Here is a 22,633-nt window from a genome sequence, read left to right on the forward strand (position 1 = left end):
TTAATCGGTTGCTGCGGAAACTGTTATGTTTTTTTGAAATAACGGTGTCCAAAGCGAGAAGCCGAAAGATTTTTTTACTTCGATATTCTCAACGTCATAGGTAGACTTCACTTTGCTCTGAAAACCTGAGAGCGAAGTGAATTTTGCCGCCGCTTTAATAGCTTCAAGATCAATCTTCTTATGTGCTTTGCCCGAAGCATCAACCTCCAGTGTGACTTCATCATCGCCGGAAGTAATATCAGTAATCTCATAGGTGATGTTGTCCGCATCGACGGTGAGATCATCCGTCAGCTCTTCTTCAATCATTTCTCTCAGCTTTTGCTCAAGTGCGGTTTTCTTAACGGTATAAAACTCTATTTCAGATTCCGCTTTGACGGACAGCTTGGAAGCTTCCTCTCCGATTTCTCCCGAAAAGGTTGTGTCTGCAAGTGTCACCGATGTCATATCAGGAATAATGATTTCGTCCTCTGAGATCTGTGTCCCCAGGACATCTTTACTTCCGTCTTCAGCTTTTGTTTCAACATTCTTTTTGAGGGTATCAATGTCTGCTTTTGATATTGTGGTGACATCTTTCTTTGATCCTCCGCTGAAAGCGGTCTCGACAAAAGCAACAAACAAAGAATCGGAAAGTGAAGCAACGGAAAGTTGTGTACCTTTTGCAATGTTATATTCAGGCCCGATTTCTTCAGCAGTTGCTTTCACCTTTACTTTCCCTGATTCTTTCACTCCGTCTGCAGTACCGCCGCTTGCCGATGCCACTTTAGCTTCTGTATCAATCGAAAAAACCAGCTCACCTTTCCTCAGCTCGGTTCCGCGCGGGAATGTCCGCGCTTCTTTGTCGTAATTATGAATAATCACTTCTCCCGTAGCTTTCTCTCCGATTTCACGTTTTCCTGACGTTGCCTTTTCATCCTCAAATTCCTGTACGGTTGTCTTTCTCAGGACCGAAAGCTCGCCTGATTCGGAATCCGTCACGGGTACTTCAAAAGAGAAACTTTCAGAAATAGCTTCGGTGTTGGGGTAGACAGTGACATTTAGTTTATGAAAAAAGTATTCATACACAAAAAGCAATGCAAAAATAACCGCCGCAAAAATCACACCAAACATAATCGGTTTTTTCGCCGTTGTGCTCCCTCCGGCGAATGAAAATGAGGGTATCATTCCCTTTAACCTGGAAACAAAATCACCTGAACGCTGAGAGGGCGCATCATTTATCAGTGTATCAACAACGGCAGTAGGAGGAGCAACCGCGGTAACTGAATCGTCTTCAGGAGGCGGCGTATCACGGACATCCTTCCCGACCACAAAACCGAAATCTTCAGCAGGCTCATCCTTAAGACCGTTTGTGTTCTGTACTACCGGGATCTGTTCATCCTGGGTAGGATCGGGAACTTTTGATTGAGAAATGACTTCTTCACTGAAGGTTTGTGCCAGAGACGTATTCAACTCGTTCTGTTTCAAGACTTCGATCGTGGGATGCTGTGAAAACACCTTCTGATCCCAGTCATATGTTGCAAGCTCTGATGAAACCTCAGGAGTATCCATGTCTCCGAAAACAAGCATTTTGGTCGGCATCACAATATGTCCCGGAATGGACGTCAAAACGCTTTGGATGTCTTCTCCTATCACATCTGTTCTTGCAGTATATTGCTGGTAGACTTTCTTTCCGCCTTTGTACACAGAAATGCCGACTTTAGTCTTGTTGACTTCGATTGCTACGGTATTGAGGACTGATGTCTTTCGCAGGTGATCGTGGAGTGCATCCTGCACATCAATATATCCCATCGGTTCCAGTTCCAGATCTTTAGAAAGTTTTTTGATGATATTTTTGTACGGTTCTTTTATTTCAAAAGTTTGTTCATCAATCATCCAGGAGTGAAGGAAAAAAATGGTTTTATCAAGATGTTTACCTGTCTGCAGTTCAAGCTGAGAAATAAGATTGTCCGTATCTTCCAGGATCTTATCAAAACCGGCAGTCAAGCTGACGGCATTTTGGGAGAGGATATGCGGGGTGTTACCGGAGGCATCAAACACAAACCCGAATTCTGAAGCGTCGGTCAGATACAATCCAAAGTATAGATTATCGGAAGACTTCTTTTTGAGAAACGGCAGAGAGAAACCCATATGCACTCATATTAGCATATCCGACAGGCAAGAGCAATAATTTTCTATTCCAGTGCATAACGGTCAAGGACCTGTTTGATCCCCTGGTCAGCCGTACCCAGCGCGGCACCGTAATCTACACCTTCCTCCGCGGAATTTATGGCATTTTTGATGTACTGTAAGATTTCGTCATTCATCCCTCCGTCACGGGTGAGGTCCACAAGCGGAAGTCCGACATATACATCATCCTGAGCCTGCTTGATAACGGGAGACAGATACTGATTATCGCTCAGTAATTCAGCCATATCCTGACGCGGATACGGATTTCCGAACAGTCTTACCTGTGTCTGAGTTTCATACATTTTAGTCAGCTGTTCTCTTTCCGAAAGAAATTTCAAAAACTTCCAGGCTTCTGTCTGATTCTGACTTAAGCGGTTGACACCCTCGACCCAATAATTTGCAACCGATACGGCACTGTCATCCAGTCCCTTCGGTATCGGCGCAACCTTTACCTGCAGATCGGGGTTCTGCGCCTTGATGTTTATGACATGCCATGAAGGACCGATAATCATTGCCGCTTTACCTTGAGTGAATGCCGAAACGGCATTCGGCATTGACGTATTCCAGTAACCGTCCTCAGCAAATTTCCGATACAGAAGCAATGCTTCCGAAGCTTCATTCGTTGTCAGATCTTTCAGATCACCGCCGTTCAAAAGAAGCAGTATGCCGAAAATTTCTCCGTAATGAGGAATATTATTCGCTGTTCCGATTGCAATTCCTGAAGTGACAATTTGACCGCTCGGTTCTTTCACCGTAAGCTTGTTGACCGTGTTCAGGACATCGTTTTCTCCTCCTACCCAAACCGGAGGAGGTGTGTTGATACCTGCCTGTTTAAGCAGTGTTTCATTGTAAATGAGTACCGAACCGTCCACCATAAGCGGGATACCGTAATATTTTTCTGCGATTTTCAAATCCTTTTGATGAATGGGGTAGAAAGTCTGTTCAAACTCCTGATTCGACATGATGTCTTCAGGCAGCGGAGAAATAACTTCCTGTATTTCGGGAAGCCAGGTATTATGAAAACGGAAAATATCCGGGCCGTTTCCGGCTTCACTTCTGGCAATAAGCCGCTCGCGATATTCTTCCGGTTCCATCCGTTCATAATTGATCGTGACATTCGGATGCTCTTTTTGATATGCCTCAATAAGAGGCTGATATACGGCAGGTTCATCCCACAGACCCCAATATGTGAGAGTAACTTCTTCCCTGCTCGGAGTAGGAGTATTGTCAGGAGGGAAAAGCCGGTCTTTCAGAAAAAACCAGAAAATAAGACCGAACACCACAAGAAAAAAGAATATAATTCCCAGGATAATCGGAAGCTTATTTGAATTTTCTTCATAAACAGGTACATCTGTCGGAAATTCAGGCGGGATACTGCCGGCAATCTCTTCCGGATGTTCGATGTCCGGAGCGACTTCCTCTGGCTGAAGAGGCTGAGGCGCGGCATCAGAGGTATCAGGTATGTTCTTCTCAGGGTCATCCATGCTTTAATCATACAGAAGATTTCAGAATTCGACTAGTGGGTTTCTTTCTATTATGTATAATAAAAGTCTATGCTTTCCGAAATGACGTCAAAACAGAAAATTCTGGCCGGTATTGCAGGCCTATTTCTTATACTGGCGATCCTAATCGGAGCATCGTGGACCTATGTCCGATTAACAGTGAAAGACACTATCTATCCCCGTACCTATATTGACGGAATCGATATGGGTTATAAAACAAAGGAAGAAGCCCTGAACCTTTTGTCTAAAAGGGATGAGTATTACAATGATGCCCTGATTGAGGTGATGTACAAAGATGCGAAAATTGCATCATTTTCAGGACAGGAGCTAAAACTGGAGCGTGATATTGACACAAAAGTAGATCAGGCATACCTTATCGGACGGACCGATCATCTTCCGTCACGTATCGCGCAGCAGCTGAATACGCTTTTGAAGATCCGTACGTTTTCATTTGATACCGAGGTACGCTATAATAACGGAGTCATTGACCAGTTTGTCAAACAGTCGGAAGATGTATACAACCGTGAGCCGAAGAATGCATTGTTCACTTTCGAAAACGGGAAAGTAACTTCGTTTAAGGCAGATGAACCCGGCATGAAGCTCAAGTCCGAAGAATTTCTTATGAATTTGAAAAAGGAAATTCAGTCAATTTCCGATAAAAAGAAGAATATTGTAATCTCGTTCAAGGAAGAAGAAATAAAGCCGGAAATCACCCTTGCGGAAGCGAATGACTTCGGTATCGAGGAACTGATCGGCGAAGGAAAATCCGATTATACGCACTCCATTCCTTCACGCGTCCACAATCTGATCTTGGCGGCTTCAAAATTCGACGGAGTGATCATTCCGAAGGGTGAGACATTTTCATTCAATACCCTTGTCGGCGATATTTCATCAAGTACCGGTTATCAGCCGGCATATGTCATCAAGAACGGAAGAACGGTACTCGGTGACGGAGGCGGTGTATGCCAGGTCTCAACAACCATGTTCCGGGCAGCTCTCAATACGGGATTGCCTATCTCAGAAAGACACGCACATGCATACCGTGTATCATACTATGAAAATGACTCGGAACCGGGTTTTGATGCTACTATTTATTCCCCGACAGTAGATCTGAAATTTAAGAATGATACTCCGGGAGCAATCCTTATTCAGATGGAAGTAGATAAAGATCAGAAACTGCTTACATTCAGATTTTACGGGAAAAAAGACAACAGAAAGGTTGAGATTTCACCGGCTACAGTCTGGGATGTAGCCCCTCCACCCGAACCGCTGTATGAAGATGATCCGACTCTTCCGAACGGTACCATCAAACAGGTAGACTACCCGGCGTGGGGTGCAAAAGCAAAGTTCGAATACAAAGTGTTTGATAAGAACGGAGAGGTCATGCAGAACGAAACATTTTATTCTTCATATCGTCCGTGGCAGGCAGTGTACTTACGCGGAACGGCCGGAACTTAAGAGATTTTCCGGAAAAGATCAAGTAGGCCCAATCTTCGCAGTCTATATGCATGTTTTCTCTGCTTTCGTTGACCGATCACTTTTGCGGGAACACCGCCAACTATAGCATTTTCCGGTACATCCTTCGTCACGACGGCTCCTGCAGCAATCACCGCTCCGTTACCCACTGTCACGCCGGGAAGAATGATTGCTCTGGGTCCGATGAACACGTAGTCTCCAACAGTAACAGGTGCGGATACTGCTGCAAAGGTCGGGTCATGGACGTCATGTTCGGAGTTGTATATCATGACTTCACTCGCGATATCGACATGACTTCCGATTTTCAGCTTATCCCGTCCGTCAAGTGTAATCCTTTCGCCGATGACACAATCGTCACCGATTTCAATGTTGTCAGGATCGTAAAACCTGGCACCCATGTTTATCACTGTATTTGAACCGATTTTAACGCCGGAAATGCGGTACAGAAGTACGCGAAAAAAACTCACGGGAACCCAGCCCAAAAGTAAAAGAATATATGTTTCGGTTTCAAGAAGCGTTTGGGAAATTCTGCCTCCGATCTTGTCAATCACCTGGCCGCCGCTGAGTTTTTTCCCGTCCTTATCGCGTATAGTCGATAGCATAGATATATTATACACGCAGCTGATAGAATTATGAATATTGATGAAAAAACATACAATAATCCCTGATTTCGAGCTGGAAAAGCCGATTTGGAAAAAGGGTCATACGGTGATCGGCATTGATGAAGTCGGAAGGGGCTGTCTTGCAGGACCGATAGTGCTCGGGGCTGCCTGTTTCCGACCGCTTTCCGCAGAAATACAGTCCCGCATAATGGCCCTGGGAGTCCGCGATTCAAAGCAGCTTTCTGAAAGACAAAGAACAAAAACTGCAGAAGCACTTCAGTCGTTTCCCATCACCACTCATACTGTCTCCATCAGTGTTCCGACCATAAACAGTGTGGGTATTATGAACGCCTGGCGGTCTGGGATTGTGAAACTATTTGATCTTTGTCGTTTGGACTTTCCGGATGATCCGTTTACACTTCTGGTTGACGGACCAGATGTCAAAGCGATACCATATAAAGAGGATGTTACGAGTATCCCCGTAATTAAAGGCGACTCGAAGAGTGTAGCGATAGCTTCAGCCTCGATTATCGCCAAAGTTACCCGTGATATGTTTATGAGCGCACTGTCCCGACGGTTTCCTGCTTATGAATGGCACCGTAACAAAGGATACGGGACAAAGGATCACCGTACGGCAATCACGGATCACGGTATAACGCCCTGGCACCGGCTGCTGTTTGTCCGATCAGTCCTCGGACAGAATATGGCAAATAAGGTATAATACGCAAACTCATTTTTATGTCAGCATCACGACTCAAACGAATAGAAAAACGAAACAATGTTCTGAAGCTCTCCCTGATATCGCTGGGGCTGGTGTTTCTTGTGTCCGTGGGACTGATCATTACGAGACTTTTGGGATTTTACAACGCTATTCATACGGAAGCACAGGAAAGTCCTGATAACGTACAAAAAGAAGAAAAAACCGAGTACACCTTTCTCCTTCTCGGATACGGCGGAGGATCGCATGAAGGGACATATCTGACTGATTCGATCATGGTAGCCAACGTGGATATCAAAAACAAACGGGCAATCCTGGTATCGCTTCCGCGGGATATCTGGGTACGGGTACCGACGAAAAACGGAGAAGAATTCCACAGCAAAATCAATGCTCTCTACCAGATGGGTATTAACCCGAAAAATTACCCCGCGGTTGATACCAAATCTCTTACTGAAGATAATCCGTCAGGTCTTCTCAAACAGGCTGCCGAAGATATCACCGGATTGAACATTGATGCCTTTGCTGCAGTGGACTTTGAGGGTTTTGTCAAAACTATCGATACGTTGGGAGGCATTGATGTCAATGTCAAAAAGACATTTACTGATTATGAATACCCGATCGAAGAAAAAATGAATGATCTCTGCGGACGGGATGAGGAATTCAAGCAGATTGAACCGATTATCAATAAGCAAATGACTGAAGAGGATCAAAAAAAGCTTTTTGAAGAAAAGCCCGAACTGGAACAATTTTACAAAGACATAAAAGATCATCCCCGCACGGCATTTCCCTGCCGGTATGAAGTCCTGCACTTCGACGCAGGAGAAACACATATGGACGGAATCACCGCTCTCAAGTATGCCCGTTCCCGTCATGCCCTTGAAGACGGGGGAGATTTCAACCGGGCACAGAGACAGCAGAACGTCATAGAAGCGGCAAAACAGAAAATTTTGGGAATAGGCTTCATTCCGAAGATTATTCCTCTTCTCAATGAACTAGAACAGCACGTAAAAACGGATTTACCGCTTTCAGAAATGAATAAGCTTTTGCTTGAAGGCAGAAACGCGAATAACTACAAGGTAGAAACACTGGTTTTATCTGACAAATTTCTGACTGATGACTACTCCGATTACGGCGGATACATTCTGGTCCCGAAGGTAGGGAAAGACGACTGGAGTGCAATACGCAAAGAGATTCAAAACATGAAACTCGGCATCACTCCCTCCCCTACTCCCCAACCGTCAATTACTCCTGAGAAGTAACAAAATTCTATAAGCATCTTCACTTTATACTTGACGTAAGATACTTTATACTACTTGCATATGATTGTAAAAAATAGAGACCAACGGGTAGCAGTACTTGTCGATGTACAAAACCTGTACTACTCGGGAAAAAACCTTTATAGTTCACGCGTAAATTACAAAAATCTTCTGACCCAGGTCGTACAGCGCAGAATTCTTACCCGGGCTATCGCATATGTCATCAATGCTGACGATACCAAAGAAAACGTCTTTTTTAATGCCCTGCATGAAGCCGGCTTTGAGGTAAAAGAAAAACCACTGCAGACATTTTACGGCGGTGCGAAGAAAGGAGATTGGGACTTAGGAATCGCTATGGATGCCATCAGACTGGGTAATAAAGTCGATTCAATCATTCTGGTCACGGGCGACGGAGACTTCAAACCCGTTGTTAACTATCTCCAGCAGGCATTGGGATGTCTTGTTGAAATTGCGGCGTTCAAGCGTACGGCAAACAAGGAACTTGTGGAGCTTGCAGATGATTTCACGAATATAGAAGAACATCAGAAGAGACTCCTTTTTCGGATTTGATCCACGCGATAGGATCAGCTGCGCAATTTCCTCAAACGGTCAGGAGCTATTCGTCTTCGATCACCGTTTCGAATACTTTCACCGGCTTTACCGGCTTGGATTCTTCTCCGCTTGCACTCATGGTGACGGGAGCTTCGGCAATTTTGTCAACGACATCAAGTCCTTCTTTTACGAATCCGAAGATGACATAATTTTTCGGGAGAGGAGTATCCTCATGCATGATAAAGAACTGACTTCCGTTGGTATTCGGACCTGAGTTGGCCATAGCGACCGTTCCCCGGACATATTCGCCTTCGAACGGTTCATCGTCAAATTTATACCCGGGTCCGCCCGTACCATCGCCTTTGGGATCACCGCCCTGGATCATGAATCCTTTGATCACACGATGAAACACCGTGTTGTCGTAGAAACCTTTTTGTGCAAGTGAAATAAAATTGTTTACGGTTTTCGGGACTTCCTTGGTTTTCATCTCAATCACAATCGGGCCTTCACTGGTATTCAGAGTGACTGTGTATGTTGAGTCTGTATCAATTATCATATCTGGAGGTTGTGTATCCTCACCCAACGCTTTCGGCTGTGATTCCTGCCGAGGCTGCTGTTGCTGAGGATCGGAACTAATAATATCGGACATATTGTCCGGAAGCTGCGAATCTCCTTCACTTCCTACCAAACTCAGTTTTTCAACTTCGTCCGGCTCCTTTGTCTCAGTATTTGAAGAAATTCTTTTTTGGAACAAAACACCAAGTCCTACCAAAATAATCAAAAAAAGCGTGCAGAATAGAATGACAAAAACTTTAGTGTTCATACCCTACTATATTACCACATGAGCGAAGAATGAAAAGAAGAATATTTACATCATGTACCGAACTGTCTGTCACCGGCATCACCGAGACCGGGAAAAATATATCCTGCGGGAAACTTGTCAGCATCAGTCGTCAACCGTTCATCGATATGAGCAATATGAATCGGGACTTCAGGGTGATTCTTGTGAACTTCTGCAATCCCTTCTGGAGCCGCGATCAGACCGATAAAAACAATTCGTTTTGCACCCCACTTTTTGAGAATATCAATCGTAGCAGATGCCGACCCGCCTGTCGCGAGCATCGGATCAAGTACAAACACAATTTCAACAGTCGGCGAAACGGGCAGTTTGTTGTAGTACTCGACGGGTTTGAGTGTCTTCTCATCCCGATACAAACCGATGTGCCAGACTTCAGACTGCGGTAACAATTTCCAGATACCGTCGACCATCCCGAGACCCGCACGCAGGATCGGGACAAGTCCGATTTTTTCTTGAATGAACATACCTTTTGTCACGGTAAGAGGGGTTTCAATTTCTTTTTCTACAGTCCGCAGATTCATCGTAGCTTCGTACACAAGAAGTGCCGCAATCTCTCCGACCAGTTCCCGGAAAAGTTTCGGATCTGTTTTTACATCACGAAGCAGCGACAGTTTGTGCTGTACCAGCGGATGCTTTGAGGGAAATACCTGTTCCATTTAGTTTAAAAGAAATAGTGAAATGGTAAGAACGGTCGCAAAAGATACCCAGCACAGATACGGTATCAGCAAAAGATACGAAGCGTATGACACCGATTTGGCATTTTTCATTGTCAGAATTATGAAAATCAATAGCGGAATAATGACAACAATTCCTCCGAGCGTTGTGCGCAGTCCGAAAAATACAAGCGACCAGAGAGTATTCAGGACAAGTTGGATCCAATAATACAGTACCGCACGTCTTTTATGAATCGTACGTTTACTGCTGTTCCAGATCAGATAGAAAGCGATACCCATCATCAAATAAAGGATTGTCCAGACGGGACCGAACACCCAATTGGGAGGATTGAAAACGGGCTTTTCCAGTCCTGCATACCATGTGGGAATCGAAGATGCCGTGGCTATAGAACCGATGGCTCCGGATGCAAACGGTGCAAGAAGTGATATCGAAAGTTTCCGCACATCAAGTGTCATATATTCATGATATCACATCATGAATGTCGGTTAGTTCTGACACATGATGACAGACTCATTCGTATCCAGACGGTAGTCATACTCTTCTCCCTGAGCTTCAAGAACGATCTGATATCCCGGAGTTATGACTTCTGCATACATCTGTCCTTCCTGAGGACAGTCAAGCGCCGTGCTGCCGTATTCACGAGTCTCAAAACTTTTCACGGCAATCATTGAAGGATTAAGACCTTCAACCGAATTCAGAAGATCACCGATAGCTCGGTCCGCTACGGCTATCTGCTCATCCGTCAGATCGCCGTATTGAGGATTGAAATCAGGCTGTGTTTCAACCGGCGGTTCTTCAGTCATCAGTTCATCCTGACCCGGATAAGGCATGAACATGAGGACCACGACAGCTATCAGTGCCGCAAATGTGACAAAAAGCAGTATTGTTCTTAATTTCATAAAATGGGATAAATTGTAATGTCGTAACAGAAAGATCCCGAAACATCCGCCGACTGGCGGACATGACGACACGTATTAGCTCTTAGGCGATACCGTACGTATCGAGAATCTTTTTTCTCTTTTTCCAATCAGGCATCATCTTTTGCATAAGCCGATGAAAGCCGGTGCCGTGATTGTGGTGCCTCACATGGCATAATTCATGATAGACGACATAATCGACGCATTCAAGCGGGGTTTTGATAAGTTCGGGATTGAGACAGACATGATCGTCGTGACTGCAGGTTCCCCATTTTCCCCGCATCGGTTTATATGTCAGAGATTTCGGATAAATCCCTTCTTGAGCAAAAATCCTGCAGGCCGACTCATACCGCTCGTAGAGTGTCTTTACACCCTGTTCGTGATACCATGCTTTCACAAGTGTTTTGACAATTCGCGGGGACGGTCTTTTTGTCGTGACATGTAGTGTGTTGCCGTTTATGTTCACACTATCTTCGGGTAATTCCTCGATTTTTAATCGATATTCCTTCCCGAGATAATGATGAATTTCACCTTCCGCATATTCTTTTTCCTGTTTTTTTGTCGCATGCTGTTCAAAATAATGAACTTTTTTGAAGATCCAGGAAGCTCTGTCTCTGACAAGTTTCTCAATCATGACAAGAGGAACCAGTTTCGGTGCTCTGACCAGGACCCGACCGTCAGGTTTGATACTGATGCTTGTTGATCTTCGCCAGCTGTAGTCTACCTGACAATCAATCTTTTTTCCGGCATACACAAAGCTTATCTCTTTCATAACACCATATACGATACCATATTTACGTGATTTTTAAAGATAAAATAGATACTTTCTAGACAAACTGATTGGGATTGCAGGATAGAGATATATAGGGAAGAGATGCGATTTCATCGCCGTCTGCAGAACGGAAATGCGGCGGTTCCGTATGGATATGTATTCCCAAAAAAGTACGGTACGTATGCGGATCAGCATCGCAAAAAAAATGTCTGTTTACTTCGAGATTTCTATCCTCGTCTGCCATTACGTCAAAGATGTACGCGGGAGATTCCCACGTTGCATCGTAGTATGAATCATTGTGATATATTCTGTCCTTCTTTTGAATCGTTACTTTCCGACCGATATAGTCCCACGGATCACGGTGAACCCCGGTCGCCTGATCAAGATCATGTGTATCAGGCGCCACAAGATACGGCCGTCTTTTCGGATCAAAGACTGATTTAACAAATTCGAGTTTCCCCGGCAATCGCGGTACGATTGTATTGTATAGTTCATCGGAAACAACCAAGCCCGAAATCCGCTTCAAATCAGAGAGATCATGTGACCGCCTGAGGATTGACTGCAGTACCGGACTTGATTCTATTTCGAGATTCAGACCGCATCGGTAGAGTACCTGCCAGTTCATAAGCTGGTCATTATATCCGTACGGTGTGAACTGTCCCGTCCCCACATGTATCCGTTGTTCGGCAGAGGCAGCAGCATCTTTCATTCCGAAGAACACACCTGCAGCACCAAGCATAAATTCCCTTCTGTTCATAACAATTCCGTCTTCAAATTCAAAGCTGAAATGAGCATTATATCGGATAGGATTAAAAACCATGAAAGAAAATCAGTTGTATAATGAATGCATGAAACAAATACAGAGACGCATTCTGACAACCGCACGGATTCTGTTCGGATTGCTGTTTTTGGATGCCGGTATCGAAAAACTGCTCAATGGTTTTTCGGCGAAAAAGTACCTTGAAGCGACCACTTACGGTCCGTTTGCAGATATTTTTCAATCAATGGCGGGCAGTCCTGTTGTCGATTTCCTGGTGGTAGGCGGAGAAATTGCGATAGGAATCGCTCTTGTATCAGGCGTGTTTTTATGGTTTACCGCTTATGCCGGAAGTCTCATGATGATTATGTATTATTTTTCACAGTTTCCGCCGAAAACCGGAATCATCAACATGCACATCATATATATCCTTTTATTCTTCATTCTTGCGGCATGTGAAGCCGGAAAATACGCCGGGCTTCAGCCGTTTGCTGACAGGATCATGAAACAACTATTCAGGAAGTCATCGTAGCGTCCAGTGGTGCCAGGACAAACATAGATCCTCCGTCAGAGTACAACACTTTGTGGAGAAATATGCCCGTATCTGAACGGTTTGTGTGCAGGACCTGGACTTCAACCTGATCACCTTGATCAGAAAGAACAGTATATATTCTTGCAGGAGGCTGCATTTCATCACATCCCAACGTTTCATATGCGACGGCTTCCAGTATCATTCGTTCATTTTCCGTGAGATCTTCATAGCCGCGGGTATCGTCCATCCCGAGATCACCGGGACGAATAGGAAGAAAATAGGGTTCCTCATCAAGACCGAGAAAGTCGACGGTGTCCTGCAGAGCTGCAGTGAAGTTCATACGAAACTCAACCGTTTCCGGTGATTCAGTTGGTTGTTGTTCCATCAGGTTTTTGTTCAAACGGATTGACCGTAACGGCCGTGTTGTATCCGGGGTTCTCAGCCGGTCTCATCGCGTTCGGGTAATTGATATCCGTTTTGACACTGTGAGAGAGTTCCTTGAGTTTTTTAAACAGAGCATACGGATCATGAATGCTGTCCATCTCATGCGGATGCGGCACGGCACCGTTTTTGGTTTGTCTGAATGCACCCGGCGTCATCACGAGAATCGAGCCCGTATTCTGGTTGAAGATTTTGTCGAAGAAATCAACATTGACCGAGACATCCGTGATCTGATCGAAGTCAATGGATTTAAGATCGCGGCCGACCAATCCGCCTTCCAGGATTACCCTTTTATTCGTGACGGCATAATAAATATTGTTGTATACAAAAAACCGATACAATGTCGGACCGAATATCATGATCGGACCGATGTACACATGCGGGATAAACCACCCGAATGACGTACCGAACAAAAAAGGAATCGTCATCGCAGACCACACCAGTCCGAAGGCAGCCAAAAACAGGTTACCGCCGTTGAAAACAAACGGAAAAAACGCCGGCTTGCCCTCCCAGAATATCGTTTCATTTGTATCAAGGATTTGATGTATTGTTCTCATATGACATTATTGTATCAGAATATTAATTATCTTGATAAATAAGGCAAAAATGATCTATTCTCCTCTGAGGGTACGAGTATGTCTGCATAACCTGCCTTGACGGTCAATGCCCGTATTGCCTGCAGCGGGGCAATAGCCGGCACAGGTTTATCAATAGTACCTTGCGACGCTTGCCCGACTGGAAGGGATGTATCATAAATGGTTTGCATGATATCAGCAGGTGACAACACGGGGAAAATATGAAGAAAGTAGCTGTACATCCCCGCTGCGTTCGGCGTAGAAAATGATGTTCCTGACAAACCGTCACGATAAGGAAAATTTCCGTCATTCATATTGTTCAATCCCCAGAGATCAAAACACCCCGGGGCAGCAACAAAACGCTCTTTCGCAGTCGAATAATGTGAAAATGCACACAGCGTATCGGATGCCTCATCTACCGCGGCCCCGACAGCATAAACACGGTCATATCCAGCAGGATAATCAAGACTGTTTGTCGGCATATTGTATGGGTTGTTTCCTGCTCCGGCAATTACCGTTATATTTTCGGGAAGAGCCTCAAAAATATCAGCCATTTCCTGGTTGTAGCTGAAGCCGGAGAAACTCATATTCAGCACAAATTGCCTGCCGGTGTCAGTTCGGGCAGTTTTATCTACATATGCAAGTGCCTCTTTCCAATCACTTGGATTTACAATTCCGTCTCCGCCATATGGAAACATCACTTTGATTGATGCAATATTTACACCTCTGCCTAAGGAGGCTATCCCGACTCCGTTGCCGGTACAGGCAGCAGCTATCCCAGCCACTGCCGTGCCGTGACCGATTTCATCGGTCAAAGGGGAGGTTTCATTATGGACGGAATCAAGAAACGTCTTAGACAATTCCTTATCTATCTGTCCGTCACACCAATCTTCATGTTCTGCATTGATGCCGGAATCCATAATGACAAGTGTGACAGGTCGACGTTCTTCCTGAGGAATATGTTCTTCAAGTCTGTGTGCGATATAGTCATATCCGACGTACTGATCCGCGCATTCGGCAGTAGTACCGTTTTCATCAAATGTGGCCTCCTGTACCAATGATTTCTGCTCCTGCAAATACGGATCATTGGTATCGTCAGGATATGAACCGCACGTAAGTTCCTGATCTTCAGAATATGTCAATAATCCATTCATTCGTTTAGAAAATGTGTCGTCACCAAATGGTATTACAATACCTACAGGATCGTACTGGACCGCCGTACTATACGATCTCTCTACACCTGGTTTTGCAAAATATGACAGTGCAATAAGTGCCGCTCCTGTCGTTGCAATACCGAGAAATGAGCTTTTCTTTTCCTTATTCATATCAACGTGTTATTATACTATCTGAATAAGTTACGAAAGATATGGCACTCATAGGGAACTAACATCTATGAGTAAATGGGGAGGAGATCAGCTTCGAGTAATTAGGAGTTATGACTGGCAGTACAATAGAGATCTTATGAAAAAGATACGATCTCTATCAGACTACAATCAGTCAGATGTAGCACAAATCAGAAACGATGTTCTGACATTTGCAGAGAAGTACGGGATACAAGCTGCAGTTGATGCATATGGGATATCACGAAGGACATTGTTTCGATGGAGGAAGAGACGGCGAGATTCAGAAGGGCAGTTGGATAGCCTGATACCAGAGACAACCAAGCCAAAGACACCCCGACGTATGGAGACTCACCCGAAGGTCATATCCTTTATCAAAGAGATTCGAGAACAATACTTTTGTTTGGGAAAGGAGAAGATCAAGCCCTTACTTGATGAGTATTGCCTACAGGAAGGAATTTCAACTATATCTGAGTCAACCATTGGAAAAGTGATCAAAAGACACAACCTGCAGCGCAAGACCTACCGGATCTATCACAATCCAGCAAGTGGCTTTGCAAAACGGAAAGTAAAGTACCGACAGAAGGTCAAGCGGTCTCCCAAGGTGGAAGATACCGGATACATTGAGATTGATACCATCACGAAGTTTGTACACGGAATCAAGCTGTATGTCTTCAATGCAGTGGACATCAAACTCAAATTCCAGTTCTCCTACGGATACTCAAAACTCAACAGCCGAAACGGTGCTGATTTTATGAGAAGACTGGAACTAGTATACCCAATACAAGATGGTATAAAAACCATACAAACAGATAACGGCCTCGAGTATCTGGGAAACTTCCATGACTATCTGGAAGAAAACAATATCCCACACCTCTTTATCTACCCCAGATGTCCCAAGATCAATGCCTTTATTGAGCGAGCAAACAGAACACTCCAGGAAGAATTTATGAACCCCTACATCTATACCAAGTGGACCGGTATCGGATCATTCAATCGTCACCTTATTGAATACCTCGTCTGGTACAATACAAAGCGAGTTCACAAAAGCCTGAACAATATTTCACCTATGGATTACCTATTATCTATTTTACCTAAAGAGTGCCATATGTATGGAACTCATACACACTATTTCATTTATGTAAAAAATTAGCTATATTTAACTTATGTCTAATACAGAATATTTAAAGCTAAAACTAGAGTTAGTAAATAAACTAGCTAAATACATCGCAGAGCAACCTGAACTCCTGAAGAAGTACTCAGGGTATTCTTATGTAATTTATACGACTAGTAAAGAGTTTAATAAGAAAAATAGTAATCTTATCAAGAGCCTAAAAGAAGAAAACAAAAAAATTGTGAAGGCGACATTTATAGATCAATCAAATGACTGGTCGTTCGCCCCTTTAAGTTAACATCTTATCCTACTACGTTTAGAAGCTACGTTACTATCTCAAGCACCTCAAAGACACTATAATCGTCTTGATTCTTATTCTATTAATCCCACATAGTGAATCTGCGAGAAGAGTTCAAAATATATGTTCAAAGGTAGATGATATTAGCCGGCATTATTTAACAGTATTTTTAGAGATTTTCTAACTACTCGATATCCCAAAAAATCTTTCAAAAAATTTTGTCAATTTATCAATTACTGTTTCTCTCTTTTTTGTTCTTTCACCTGTTGGTGTAAATCGAGATACAGGGGGAAGAACTCTTGTAAGCTCAGTACCAGATGTAGAAATATTCCCATTCCTAAAGGCATTTTTTATGAATTTGTAGGTAGCATCTCGGTCGAGGTTTTCTTTTTCAATTATTTGTTCTAGTTCCTCAACTTTTTTGCCTTCAACAAAATTTCTCCAGTCATCTTCAACTACAGAGTGAACATCCAAAGTTGAAATAAATTGATTAATAAGGTCTTTTTTGTTTCTGAGTTCAACACTTGAGTCGATGGCTTTATTTATATCAATCAGTACTTCTTTGTTTTTTGTATGACTCTCATGATATTTCTTGATCAGCTGAAGAATATAATCAATATTAATATCCACTTGCTTGATAAGCTCCATTTCGAAAACTACATCATCATTTACATTTTCTTTCTCAACAGTAGCGGTATTTCTAAACTCATTGTAAAGATCGATGTAGGCACTGTGATAATCTTGTACATCTCGATCAGTAAGTATCTCGTTTCCCGCAAATTCATCAAATGTTGTTAAAATATTTCTAAGTCTCAGAATTGAGCCATAGAGCTTGATGAAATCTTTTTGATCCTGCTCACCTAGAATTCGTTCACCAACAGGGAATCTAGATTGCAGCTCTGCTATAAGATCAACATAGCCTCGAACTTCTTTACCTTTATCCGAATAACCATTGTAATAATCTGAATATGCCTTTAAGAGGACAATGCCGCTTGCCTCCTTGTCTCCAAATAGCGAGAGAGATTCATTAGTTGCTTTTTCCAGATTTCGAAAGCAAACAATGTTTCCAAATGTTTTGACACTGTTAAGAATTCTATTTGTTCTAGAAAATGCTTGGAGCAGGCCATGCAAACGTAAATTTTTATCTACCCAGAGTGTATTCAGCGTTGTTGCATCAAATCCAGTAAGGAACATGTTCACGACAATCAAAATATCTACCTCACGGCTTTTTACTCGTTCACTCACGTCTTTGTAGTAATTCTGAAACTTGTCTGAAGAAGTGTCAAAAGATGTTCCAAAATGTTTGTTATAGTCCTTGATCGCAGCTTCAAGAAAATCTCGAGAACTTTGATCGAGTCCACTTGTGTCTTCTGAATTCTCATCTACCATGCCATCAGCATCCTCGTCATTGACCCCAAAGCTATAGATGAGTGCTATTTTAAGTTGTTTATCTGAGGGAAGATCTGCGAGTTGTTTTTTAAACTCTGCATAGTATGTCTTTGCAAACTCAATGGATGAAACGGCAAAAATTGAGTTAAAGCCTGCAAGGCGTCTATCTTTTATTTTATAAAAACTATTTCTTTTAGTTTTCTGGTCAAAATGCTCTCTGATGTAGGTGACAATATTTGATATGCGCGTCGGATCAGAAAGTATTGCCTCACGATCGATATCACTGACTTTTTTGTCCTCAATATCTTCTGCTTCTCGAACTGTTGAAATATAGTCCACCTTAAAAGGCAGAACATTCTTATCAGCGATTGCATCAACAATAGTATAGATGTGTAACTTTTCTCCAAAGGCTTGCTCAGTTGTTTTTAAATCAGGTCTGCCACTCGATGAAGCATTGATAGCAAAGATTGGAGTGCCCGTAAATCCGAATATATGATACTTAGTAAATGCTTTTGTGATTGCAGAATGCATGTTACCAAACTGTGATCTGTGGCATTCATCAAATATTAAAACTACATGTCCATCATAAATTGCATGACCGTTGTTTCTTCTAATGAATCGATCAAGCTTCTGAATTGTAGTTACAATTATTCGAGCATTTGGATTCTCGAGCTGTTTCTTTAAAATTGCCGTACTTGTATTGCTATTCGCAGCACCCTTCTCAAACTTGTCGTATTCGCGCATTGTTTGGTAATCGAGATCTTTTCTATCAACAATAAATAAGACCTTGTCGATGTACGGTAACTTACTTGCAAGTTGTGCAGTTTTGAAACTGGTGAGCGTTTTACCAGAGCCAGTAGTATGCCAAACATACCCACCAGCTTCAGTTGTTCCCATCTTTTTGTAATTAGTACTAACTTCAATTCTGTTAAGTATTCTCTCCGTTGCGACGATTTGGTATGGTCGCATCACAAGTAGGAGCTTGTCTGTGGTAAATACACAATAACGAGTGAGGATATTGAGTAGTGAATGTTTTGCAAAAAATGTTTTGGCAAAATCCATGAGATCTGTAATGGGCTTATTGTTGGCGTCAGCCCACCAGCTGGTAAATTCGTAGCTGTTGCTCGTTCTTTTCCCTTTATTTACAGTCCCTTGTCTAGAATCCTTTATATGTTGAGATCGAGTCGTGTTGCTGTAGTACTTCGTATGAGTGCCGTTTGATATCACAAACAATTGGACATACTCAAAAAGTCCTGATGCTGACCAAAAACTCTCTCTTTGATATCGATTAATTTGATTGAAAGCCTCTTGAATAGCAACACCTCTTCGCTTGAGCTCGATATGCACTAGAGGCAGTCCATTTACCAAAATTGTCACATCATATCTATTTGCCCGTTCACCTTCATCGGTAGAGTATTGATTTACCACTTGTAAAACATTGTCGTGGATAGTGTCTTTCTTGAGGAGATAAATATTCTTTACTGTGCCGTCATCACGAGAAAGGTTTTTAATATAATCCTCTTGAATCGTCAAAGTTTTTTCTGCAATGCTTTGATTGGGATTGGCGAGTTCGCTAGTAAAGAATCTTTCCCATTCCGAATCTGTGAAAGTAAATGCATTCAGTTTTTCCAGTTGAGCACGTAGGTTTTGTACTAAATCTCTTTCTGTTTTTATTCGAATATATTCATATGCCTGTGATTCAAGTTGTTTAATAAATTCTTTCTCAAGTTCTGCCTCTGTTTGGTATGCAGCATCTCGTACAACACTGGCATCACGTACATATTCGGATACCACAGTACTTTGAGGTCCTTCTGCTACTAGGTTGTACTTATAATCAGTTTTCATATTCTTTAAAAGTTAGTAGTTTATTTCTATAGTATTCATATTGTTTTCGTCTAGCAGCAAGCTCTGCTGGCAAACCTACAGAAATATCATTCACCAAAGCATCAAATTTGTCTAGGATTGATACGATTCGTTCTTGTTCTTTGTCAGATGGTATCGGAATAATTGCCTTAGCTAATCCTCTATCGTTAATCGCAGATATTTTCCCAGATGAGACATACCGCTTAATTTGTGATCGAAAATTATTAGTTCTAAAAAAGTAAGAAACATATTTCGGATTTAGTTTGTGAGAAAAGGCAAAACAGGCATCATGAATAACTACATCTGAATTACCTAACCATGCTACTGCATTACCAATATCCTCAATAGTTTCACCTGCTGCAACAAGAACAACATCGCCGTAATGTGCAGTTCTCAATCTCGATGCCAAATCGGGACTAATAAATGACTTGGTTTTTTCTGTCCAAACATTATAGTATGTATACATTTCTCCATAATGGATGCATGGAAAACCCTCCTCGAGAATATCATTTTTAACAAATCTTTTTCCTCGAGTAAAGTGACCGATTTCACCTAATGGTTGATGGTCAGCATTTTCAAGTTTGAACAAACCATTAATGTAATACTCATACTGCTTCTTTCTTGCTTCTAGTTCTGCTTCTAGTTCTGCTTCTAGTTCTGTAAAGGTATCAATGATTTTTACAATTTCTTCTTGGATAGGGAGAGGCGGGAGGGGGATTTTAAACTTCTTTAAATTTTTCATTGAAATACTCGCAACTGTTGAGCCATCTGCCTGCGCAACAATCTTATCGATCAAATTATGAAAAATATAAATCAGGTATCTACTGTTCAAAATCTTATGATTCGGAGTAATCGCATATACTCCCTCCTTAATATTCCAATCAAGTGGAGCATCTTTTACTAGCGCTGTGCGGCCGATAGTTCCGGTGCCCGAAAACAAGACATCACCGACTTTCAACCTTGAACGCTTCTGAATAATTGATAATCCGTCATCATCAACTTTGTCAGTTTTTTCTGAATATTTAATATCAAACCCTGCTAACTCACGCACAGTTATATACCAGTTGCTCCCATCTGGTGGGTTGAGTTTAAAATTTTGTCTAGGATTAAGTCCAGTTCTTAGATCAGTAATTACTCCTCCCAACTCCAAAAACTCCACACCCTTAGGACAAAGTTCAGTAATGAGTTTTTTGAATTTGTTATTTGTCATTTTTTTAAAGTATGAATAACCTTTTCATTGTTAATCATTTGGCGATAAATAATTTCCAACTATTTAATATCAGAATTCACATATTCTCTTAAGATAGAAATTGATTCTCTTAACTTTTCATCAAAATTTAATTTTTTATTTGCTGGATAGTGGATACAGTTTCGAATATATGTGGGAAGCGTCACTTTTGCATCTTTGGTACTTTTCTTGCTCGTGTCTTGATAATCTTTAGCAAGCTTCTTTATTTGCTTAAAGTACTGGTCATCAAAAGGATTTATGCCAATGTTTTCGATGTGCTTTGTTTCATCCACTTCTTTAGAATTGCACTCCTTAACGTACCAATCTCTAAGCTTGTCATAAAGCTCATTGTGATATTGCTCGTCTAGTATATCGAATACCTCGAATGAAACTTCTGCATAACTTGTTAGTTTTTTATCAAATTGAGTTGCATGGGTATGTTCTTCAAAAGACTCATCGGCTTTCTTCTCTACTCGAAAATATCTGCCAAGATCTTTTTTATCAATCATGTAATTGGAGTGTGTTGCAAACAAGACATCATATTATTTTTTTTGTTATTAGTAATTCCGATCAACTGAGTGAGCAAGTATTCTTGAGCTTTAGGATGCAAATGTGTCTCAGGTTCATCAAGCAAAAGAATTGTGTTCTCTAATTCCTCATTCTTATTCTCAGCCGCAATAGTCAATAAAAATGAAACAAACTGTTTAAAACCATCGCTTCGCATGTCAGAAGTTTGAGCCTTGCCTTTACTATCCAAGTCCTTGACATGAAAATTGATATGACCATCCATTATTTTAAAGGTAATCTTAACTGGATGATTTGGCCAAGCCGACTTAATATGTTCTGTAACATTATTTGCAAGAGTCTCTTCGAGAAATTCGCAATCTGTTGTATCAGCCAGGGCATCAGATAAACTTTGATTTATTTCTTCTTCCTTGATTGATGCCAGCAAAAAGCAATTTCTAAGTGGAATAGAAATACTGGTATCCGCAATAAATTGAGCAATATTAATTGGTTTAGAAATTAAATATCTGTCCTCGGCGGTCCAAAAAATTGTCTTATGCACGTTGTCTTTGAAAAAGCTAAGGATTTCGTCTGTACTTGAAATCTTAACTTCTTGATCATTCTGAATAACTGTTATGGAGAAAATAGGTTCTGAGCTTGCAGTTTTAAAACAAATTCGAAAGTTAACAATTAGATCACTAGAGACTGAGTTATATGTGGGCTTCACAATTTCGTGTTTTTTAGATTCAGCAGGGATATTTTCCACTATTTCTGTTTCTGAAGGCTTTTCTAAACACATGTTTTCTTCTCTATTGTTTATAAGTTCATAAAGTTTTTGATCATCGGCAGGTGTTATCTCATATGAGTAAGTAACACATATATCTTTTTTTTGACGAAAGTCCTTTGATAAAGGAAGTTTCGTTCCGGATGCATCGAGCAAACCATCCTTTAAACCAATAGCTTTTAAGATAGATGATTTACCAGCTTCATTAATGCCAATTAGCCCATATGTAAAACTATCATCGTCTCTTACTTCTATTGTAAAAGGTATTTTCTTTACACTTCTGTAATCTTCTATAGTAATTTTGTGAAGTTTCATA

Annotated in this window: 23 protein-coding genes; 7 read left to right on the forward strand and 16 right to left on the reverse strand. The window is 41.9% G+C overall.

Annotated features, from left to right (window positions below; translation table 11 throughout):
* Positions 1-2,124, reverse strand: a complete 2,124-nt coding sequence (locus tag IPM65_06320) for a baseplate J/gp47 family protein (protein QQS43722.1) — start codon at positions 2,122-2,124, stop codon at positions 1-3.
* Between the two features lie 44 nt (positions 2,125-2,168).
* Positions 2,169-3,647 carry a sugar ABC transporter substrate-binding protein gene (locus IPM65_06325; protein QQS43723.1) on the reverse strand — a complete coding sequence of 493 codons (1,479 nt, stop codon included), beginning with the start codon at positions 3,645-3,647 and terminating at the stop codon, positions 2,169-2,171.
* 69 nt (positions 3,648-3,716) lie between these two features.
* Between IPM65_06325 and IPM65_06330 the strand changes: the two genes are divergently transcribed.
* The gene (locus IPM65_06330) at positions 3,717-5,123 is read left to right on the forward strand and encodes a VanW family protein (GenBank protein QQS43724.1); all 1,407 of its coding nucleotides are present in this window, start codon (positions 3,717-3,719) and stop codon (positions 5,121-5,123) included.
* Here the strand turns inward: IPM65_06330 and IPM65_06335 are convergent.
* Complete coding sequence (locus IPM65_06335) at positions 5,120-5,743, reverse strand: acyltransferase (GenBank protein QQS43725.1); 624 nt, start codon at positions 5,741-5,743, stop codon at positions 5,120-5,122. The genes IPM65_06330 and IPM65_06335 overlap by 4 nt on opposite strands.
* 40 nt (positions 5,744-5,783) lie before the next feature.
* On the opposite strand from IPM65_06335, the gene IPM65_06340 reads away from it, so the two are divergent.
* Genes IPM65_06340 through IPM65_06350 form a run of 3 tightly spaced genes read left to right on the forward strand, consistent with a single transcriptional unit; the run spans position 5,784 to position 8,287 of the window.
* Entirely contained in the window at positions 5,784-6,464 is a 681-nt protein-coding gene (locus tag IPM65_06340) for a ribonuclease HII (protein QQS43726.1), read from the forward strand.
* A gap of 17 nt (positions 6,465-6,481) precedes the next feature.
* Positions 6,482-7,720, forward strand: coding sequence for an LCP family protein (locus tag IPM65_06345; GenBank protein QQS43727.1), 1,239 nt, complete (start codon positions 6,482-6,484; stop codon positions 7,718-7,720).
* A 60-nt stretch (positions 7,721-7,780) separates the two neighbouring features.
* Positions 7,781-8,287, forward strand: coding sequence for an NYN domain-containing protein (locus IPM65_06350; protein QQS43728.1), 507 nt, complete (start codon positions 7,781-7,783; stop codon positions 8,285-8,287).
* 46 nt (positions 8,288-8,333) lie between these two features.
* Here the strand turns inward: IPM65_06350 and IPM65_06355 are convergent, their stop codons facing one another.
* The 6 genes from IPM65_06355 to IPM65_06380 form a co-directional block, all read right to left on the reverse strand.
* Positions 8,334-8,825 carry a peptidylprolyl isomerase gene (locus tag IPM65_06355; protein QQS44728.1) on the reverse strand — a complete coding sequence of 164 codons (492 nt, stop codon included), beginning with the start codon at positions 8,823-8,825 and terminating at the stop codon, positions 8,334-8,336.
* 317 nt (positions 8,826-9,142) lie between these two features.
* Positions 9,143-9,784 (reverse strand): uracil phosphoribosyltransferase, encoded by a 642-nt coding sequence (upp, locus tag IPM65_06360; protein ID QQS43729.1) that lies wholly within the window; start codon positions 9,782-9,784, stop codon positions 9,143-9,145.
* Positions 9,785-10,258: a tryptophan-rich sensory protein gene (locus tag IPM65_06365; GenBank protein ID QQS43730.1), complete on the reverse strand. Its 474-nt coding sequence runs from the start codon at positions 10,256-10,258 to the stop codon at positions 9,785-9,787. It abuts the gene before it with no gap.
* A gap of 30 nt (positions 10,259-10,288) precedes the next feature.
* The gene (locus tag IPM65_06370) at positions 10,289-10,702 is read right to left on the reverse strand and encodes a hypothetical protein (GenBank protein ID QQS43731.1); all 414 of its coding nucleotides are present in this window, start codon (positions 10,700-10,702) and stop codon (positions 10,289-10,291) included.
* 82 nt (positions 10,703-10,784) lie between these two features.
* Positions 10,785-11,492 carry a M48 family metallopeptidase gene (locus IPM65_06375; protein ID QQS43732.1) on the reverse strand — a complete coding sequence of 236 codons (708 nt, stop codon included), beginning with the start codon at positions 11,490-11,492 and terminating at the stop codon, positions 10,785-10,787.
* A gap of 55 nt (positions 11,493-11,547) precedes the next feature.
* Positions 11,548-12,312 carry a hypothetical protein gene (locus IPM65_06380; protein ID QQS43733.1) on the reverse strand — a complete coding sequence of 255 codons (765 nt, stop codon included), beginning with the start codon at positions 12,310-12,312 and terminating at the stop codon, positions 11,548-11,550.
* Between the two features lie 28 nt (positions 12,313-12,340).
* Here IPM65_06380 and IPM65_06385 point away from each other — a divergent pair, with 28 nt between their 5' ends.
* Complete coding sequence (locus IPM65_06385; GenBank protein QQS43734.1) at positions 12,341-12,781, forward strand: DoxX family protein; 441 nt, start codon at positions 12,341-12,343, stop codon at positions 12,779-12,781.
* On the opposite strand, the gene IPM65_06390 is transcribed toward IPM65_06385, so the two are convergent.
* The 3 genes from IPM65_06390 to IPM65_06400 are packed head-to-tail and all read right to left on the reverse strand — an operon-like array spanning position 12,765 to position 15,122.
* The gene (locus IPM65_06390; GenBank protein QQS43735.1) at positions 12,765-13,166 is read right to left on the reverse strand and encodes a hypothetical protein; all 402 of its coding nucleotides are present in this window, start codon (positions 13,164-13,166) and stop codon (positions 12,765-12,767) included. The genes IPM65_06385 and IPM65_06390 overlap by 17 nt on opposite strands.
* Entirely contained in the window at positions 13,147-13,779 is a 633-nt protein-coding gene (locus IPM65_06395) for a PH domain-containing protein (protein ID QQS43736.1), read from the reverse strand. The genes IPM65_06390 and IPM65_06395 overlap by 20 nt, the downstream gene beginning before the upstream one ends.
* A gap of 26 nt (positions 13,780-13,805) precedes the next feature.
* On the reverse strand, positions 13,806-15,122 hold the full coding sequence (locus IPM65_06400; protein ID QQS43737.1) for a S8/S53 family peptidase: 1,317 nt from the start codon (positions 15,120-15,122) through the stop codon (positions 13,806-13,808).
* 67 nt (positions 15,123-15,189) lie between these two features.
* Between IPM65_06400 and IPM65_06405 the strand changes: the two genes are divergently transcribed.
* Together IPM65_06405 and IPM65_06410 are read left to right on the forward strand one after the other, a co-directional pair.
* Positions 15,190-16,290, forward strand: a complete 1,101-nt coding sequence (locus IPM65_06405; GenBank protein ID QQS43738.1) for a transposase — start codon at positions 15,190-15,192, stop codon at positions 16,288-16,290.
* A gap of 13 nt (positions 16,291-16,303) precedes the next feature.
* Positions 16,304-16,549 carry a hypothetical protein gene (locus IPM65_06410; GenBank protein ID QQS43739.1) on the forward strand — a complete coding sequence of 82 codons (246 nt, stop codon included), beginning with the start codon at positions 16,304-16,306 and terminating at the stop codon, positions 16,547-16,549.
* A 180-nt stretch (positions 16,550-16,729) separates the two neighbouring features.
* Here the strand turns inward: IPM65_06410 and IPM65_06415 are convergent, their stop codons facing one another.
* The 4 genes from IPM65_06415 to IPM65_06430 are packed head-to-tail and all read right to left on the reverse strand — an operon-like array spanning position 16,730 to position 22,632.
* Complete coding sequence (locus IPM65_06415) at positions 16,730-19,783, reverse strand: type I restriction endonuclease subunit R (GenBank protein QQS43740.1); 3,054 nt, start codon at positions 19,781-19,783, stop codon at positions 16,730-16,732.
* Positions 19,773-21,011, reverse strand: a complete 1,239-nt coding sequence (locus IPM65_06420; GenBank protein QQS43741.1) for a restriction endonuclease subunit S — start codon at positions 21,009-21,011, stop codon at positions 19,773-19,775. The genes IPM65_06415 and IPM65_06420 overlap by 11 nt, the downstream gene beginning before the upstream one ends.
* Positions 21,012-21,070: 59 nt before the next feature.
* Complete coding sequence (locus IPM65_06425) at positions 21,071-21,538, reverse strand: hypothetical protein (GenBank protein QQS43742.1); 468 nt, start codon at positions 21,536-21,538, stop codon at positions 21,071-21,073.
* Positions 21,535-22,632 carry an AAA family ATPase gene (locus IPM65_06430; protein ID QQS43743.1) on the reverse strand — a complete coding sequence of 366 codons (1,098 nt, stop codon included), beginning with the start codon at positions 22,630-22,632 and terminating at the stop codon, positions 21,535-21,537. The genes IPM65_06425 and IPM65_06430 overlap by 4 nt, the downstream gene beginning before the upstream one ends.
* Between the last annotated feature and the right edge of the window lies 1 nt (position 22,633).

Source organism: Candidatus Roizmanbacteria bacterium, assembly GCA_016700135.1.
Taxonomy (GTDB): domain Bacteria; phylum Patescibacteriota; class Microgenomatia; order UBA1406; family GWC2-37-13; genus UBA1450.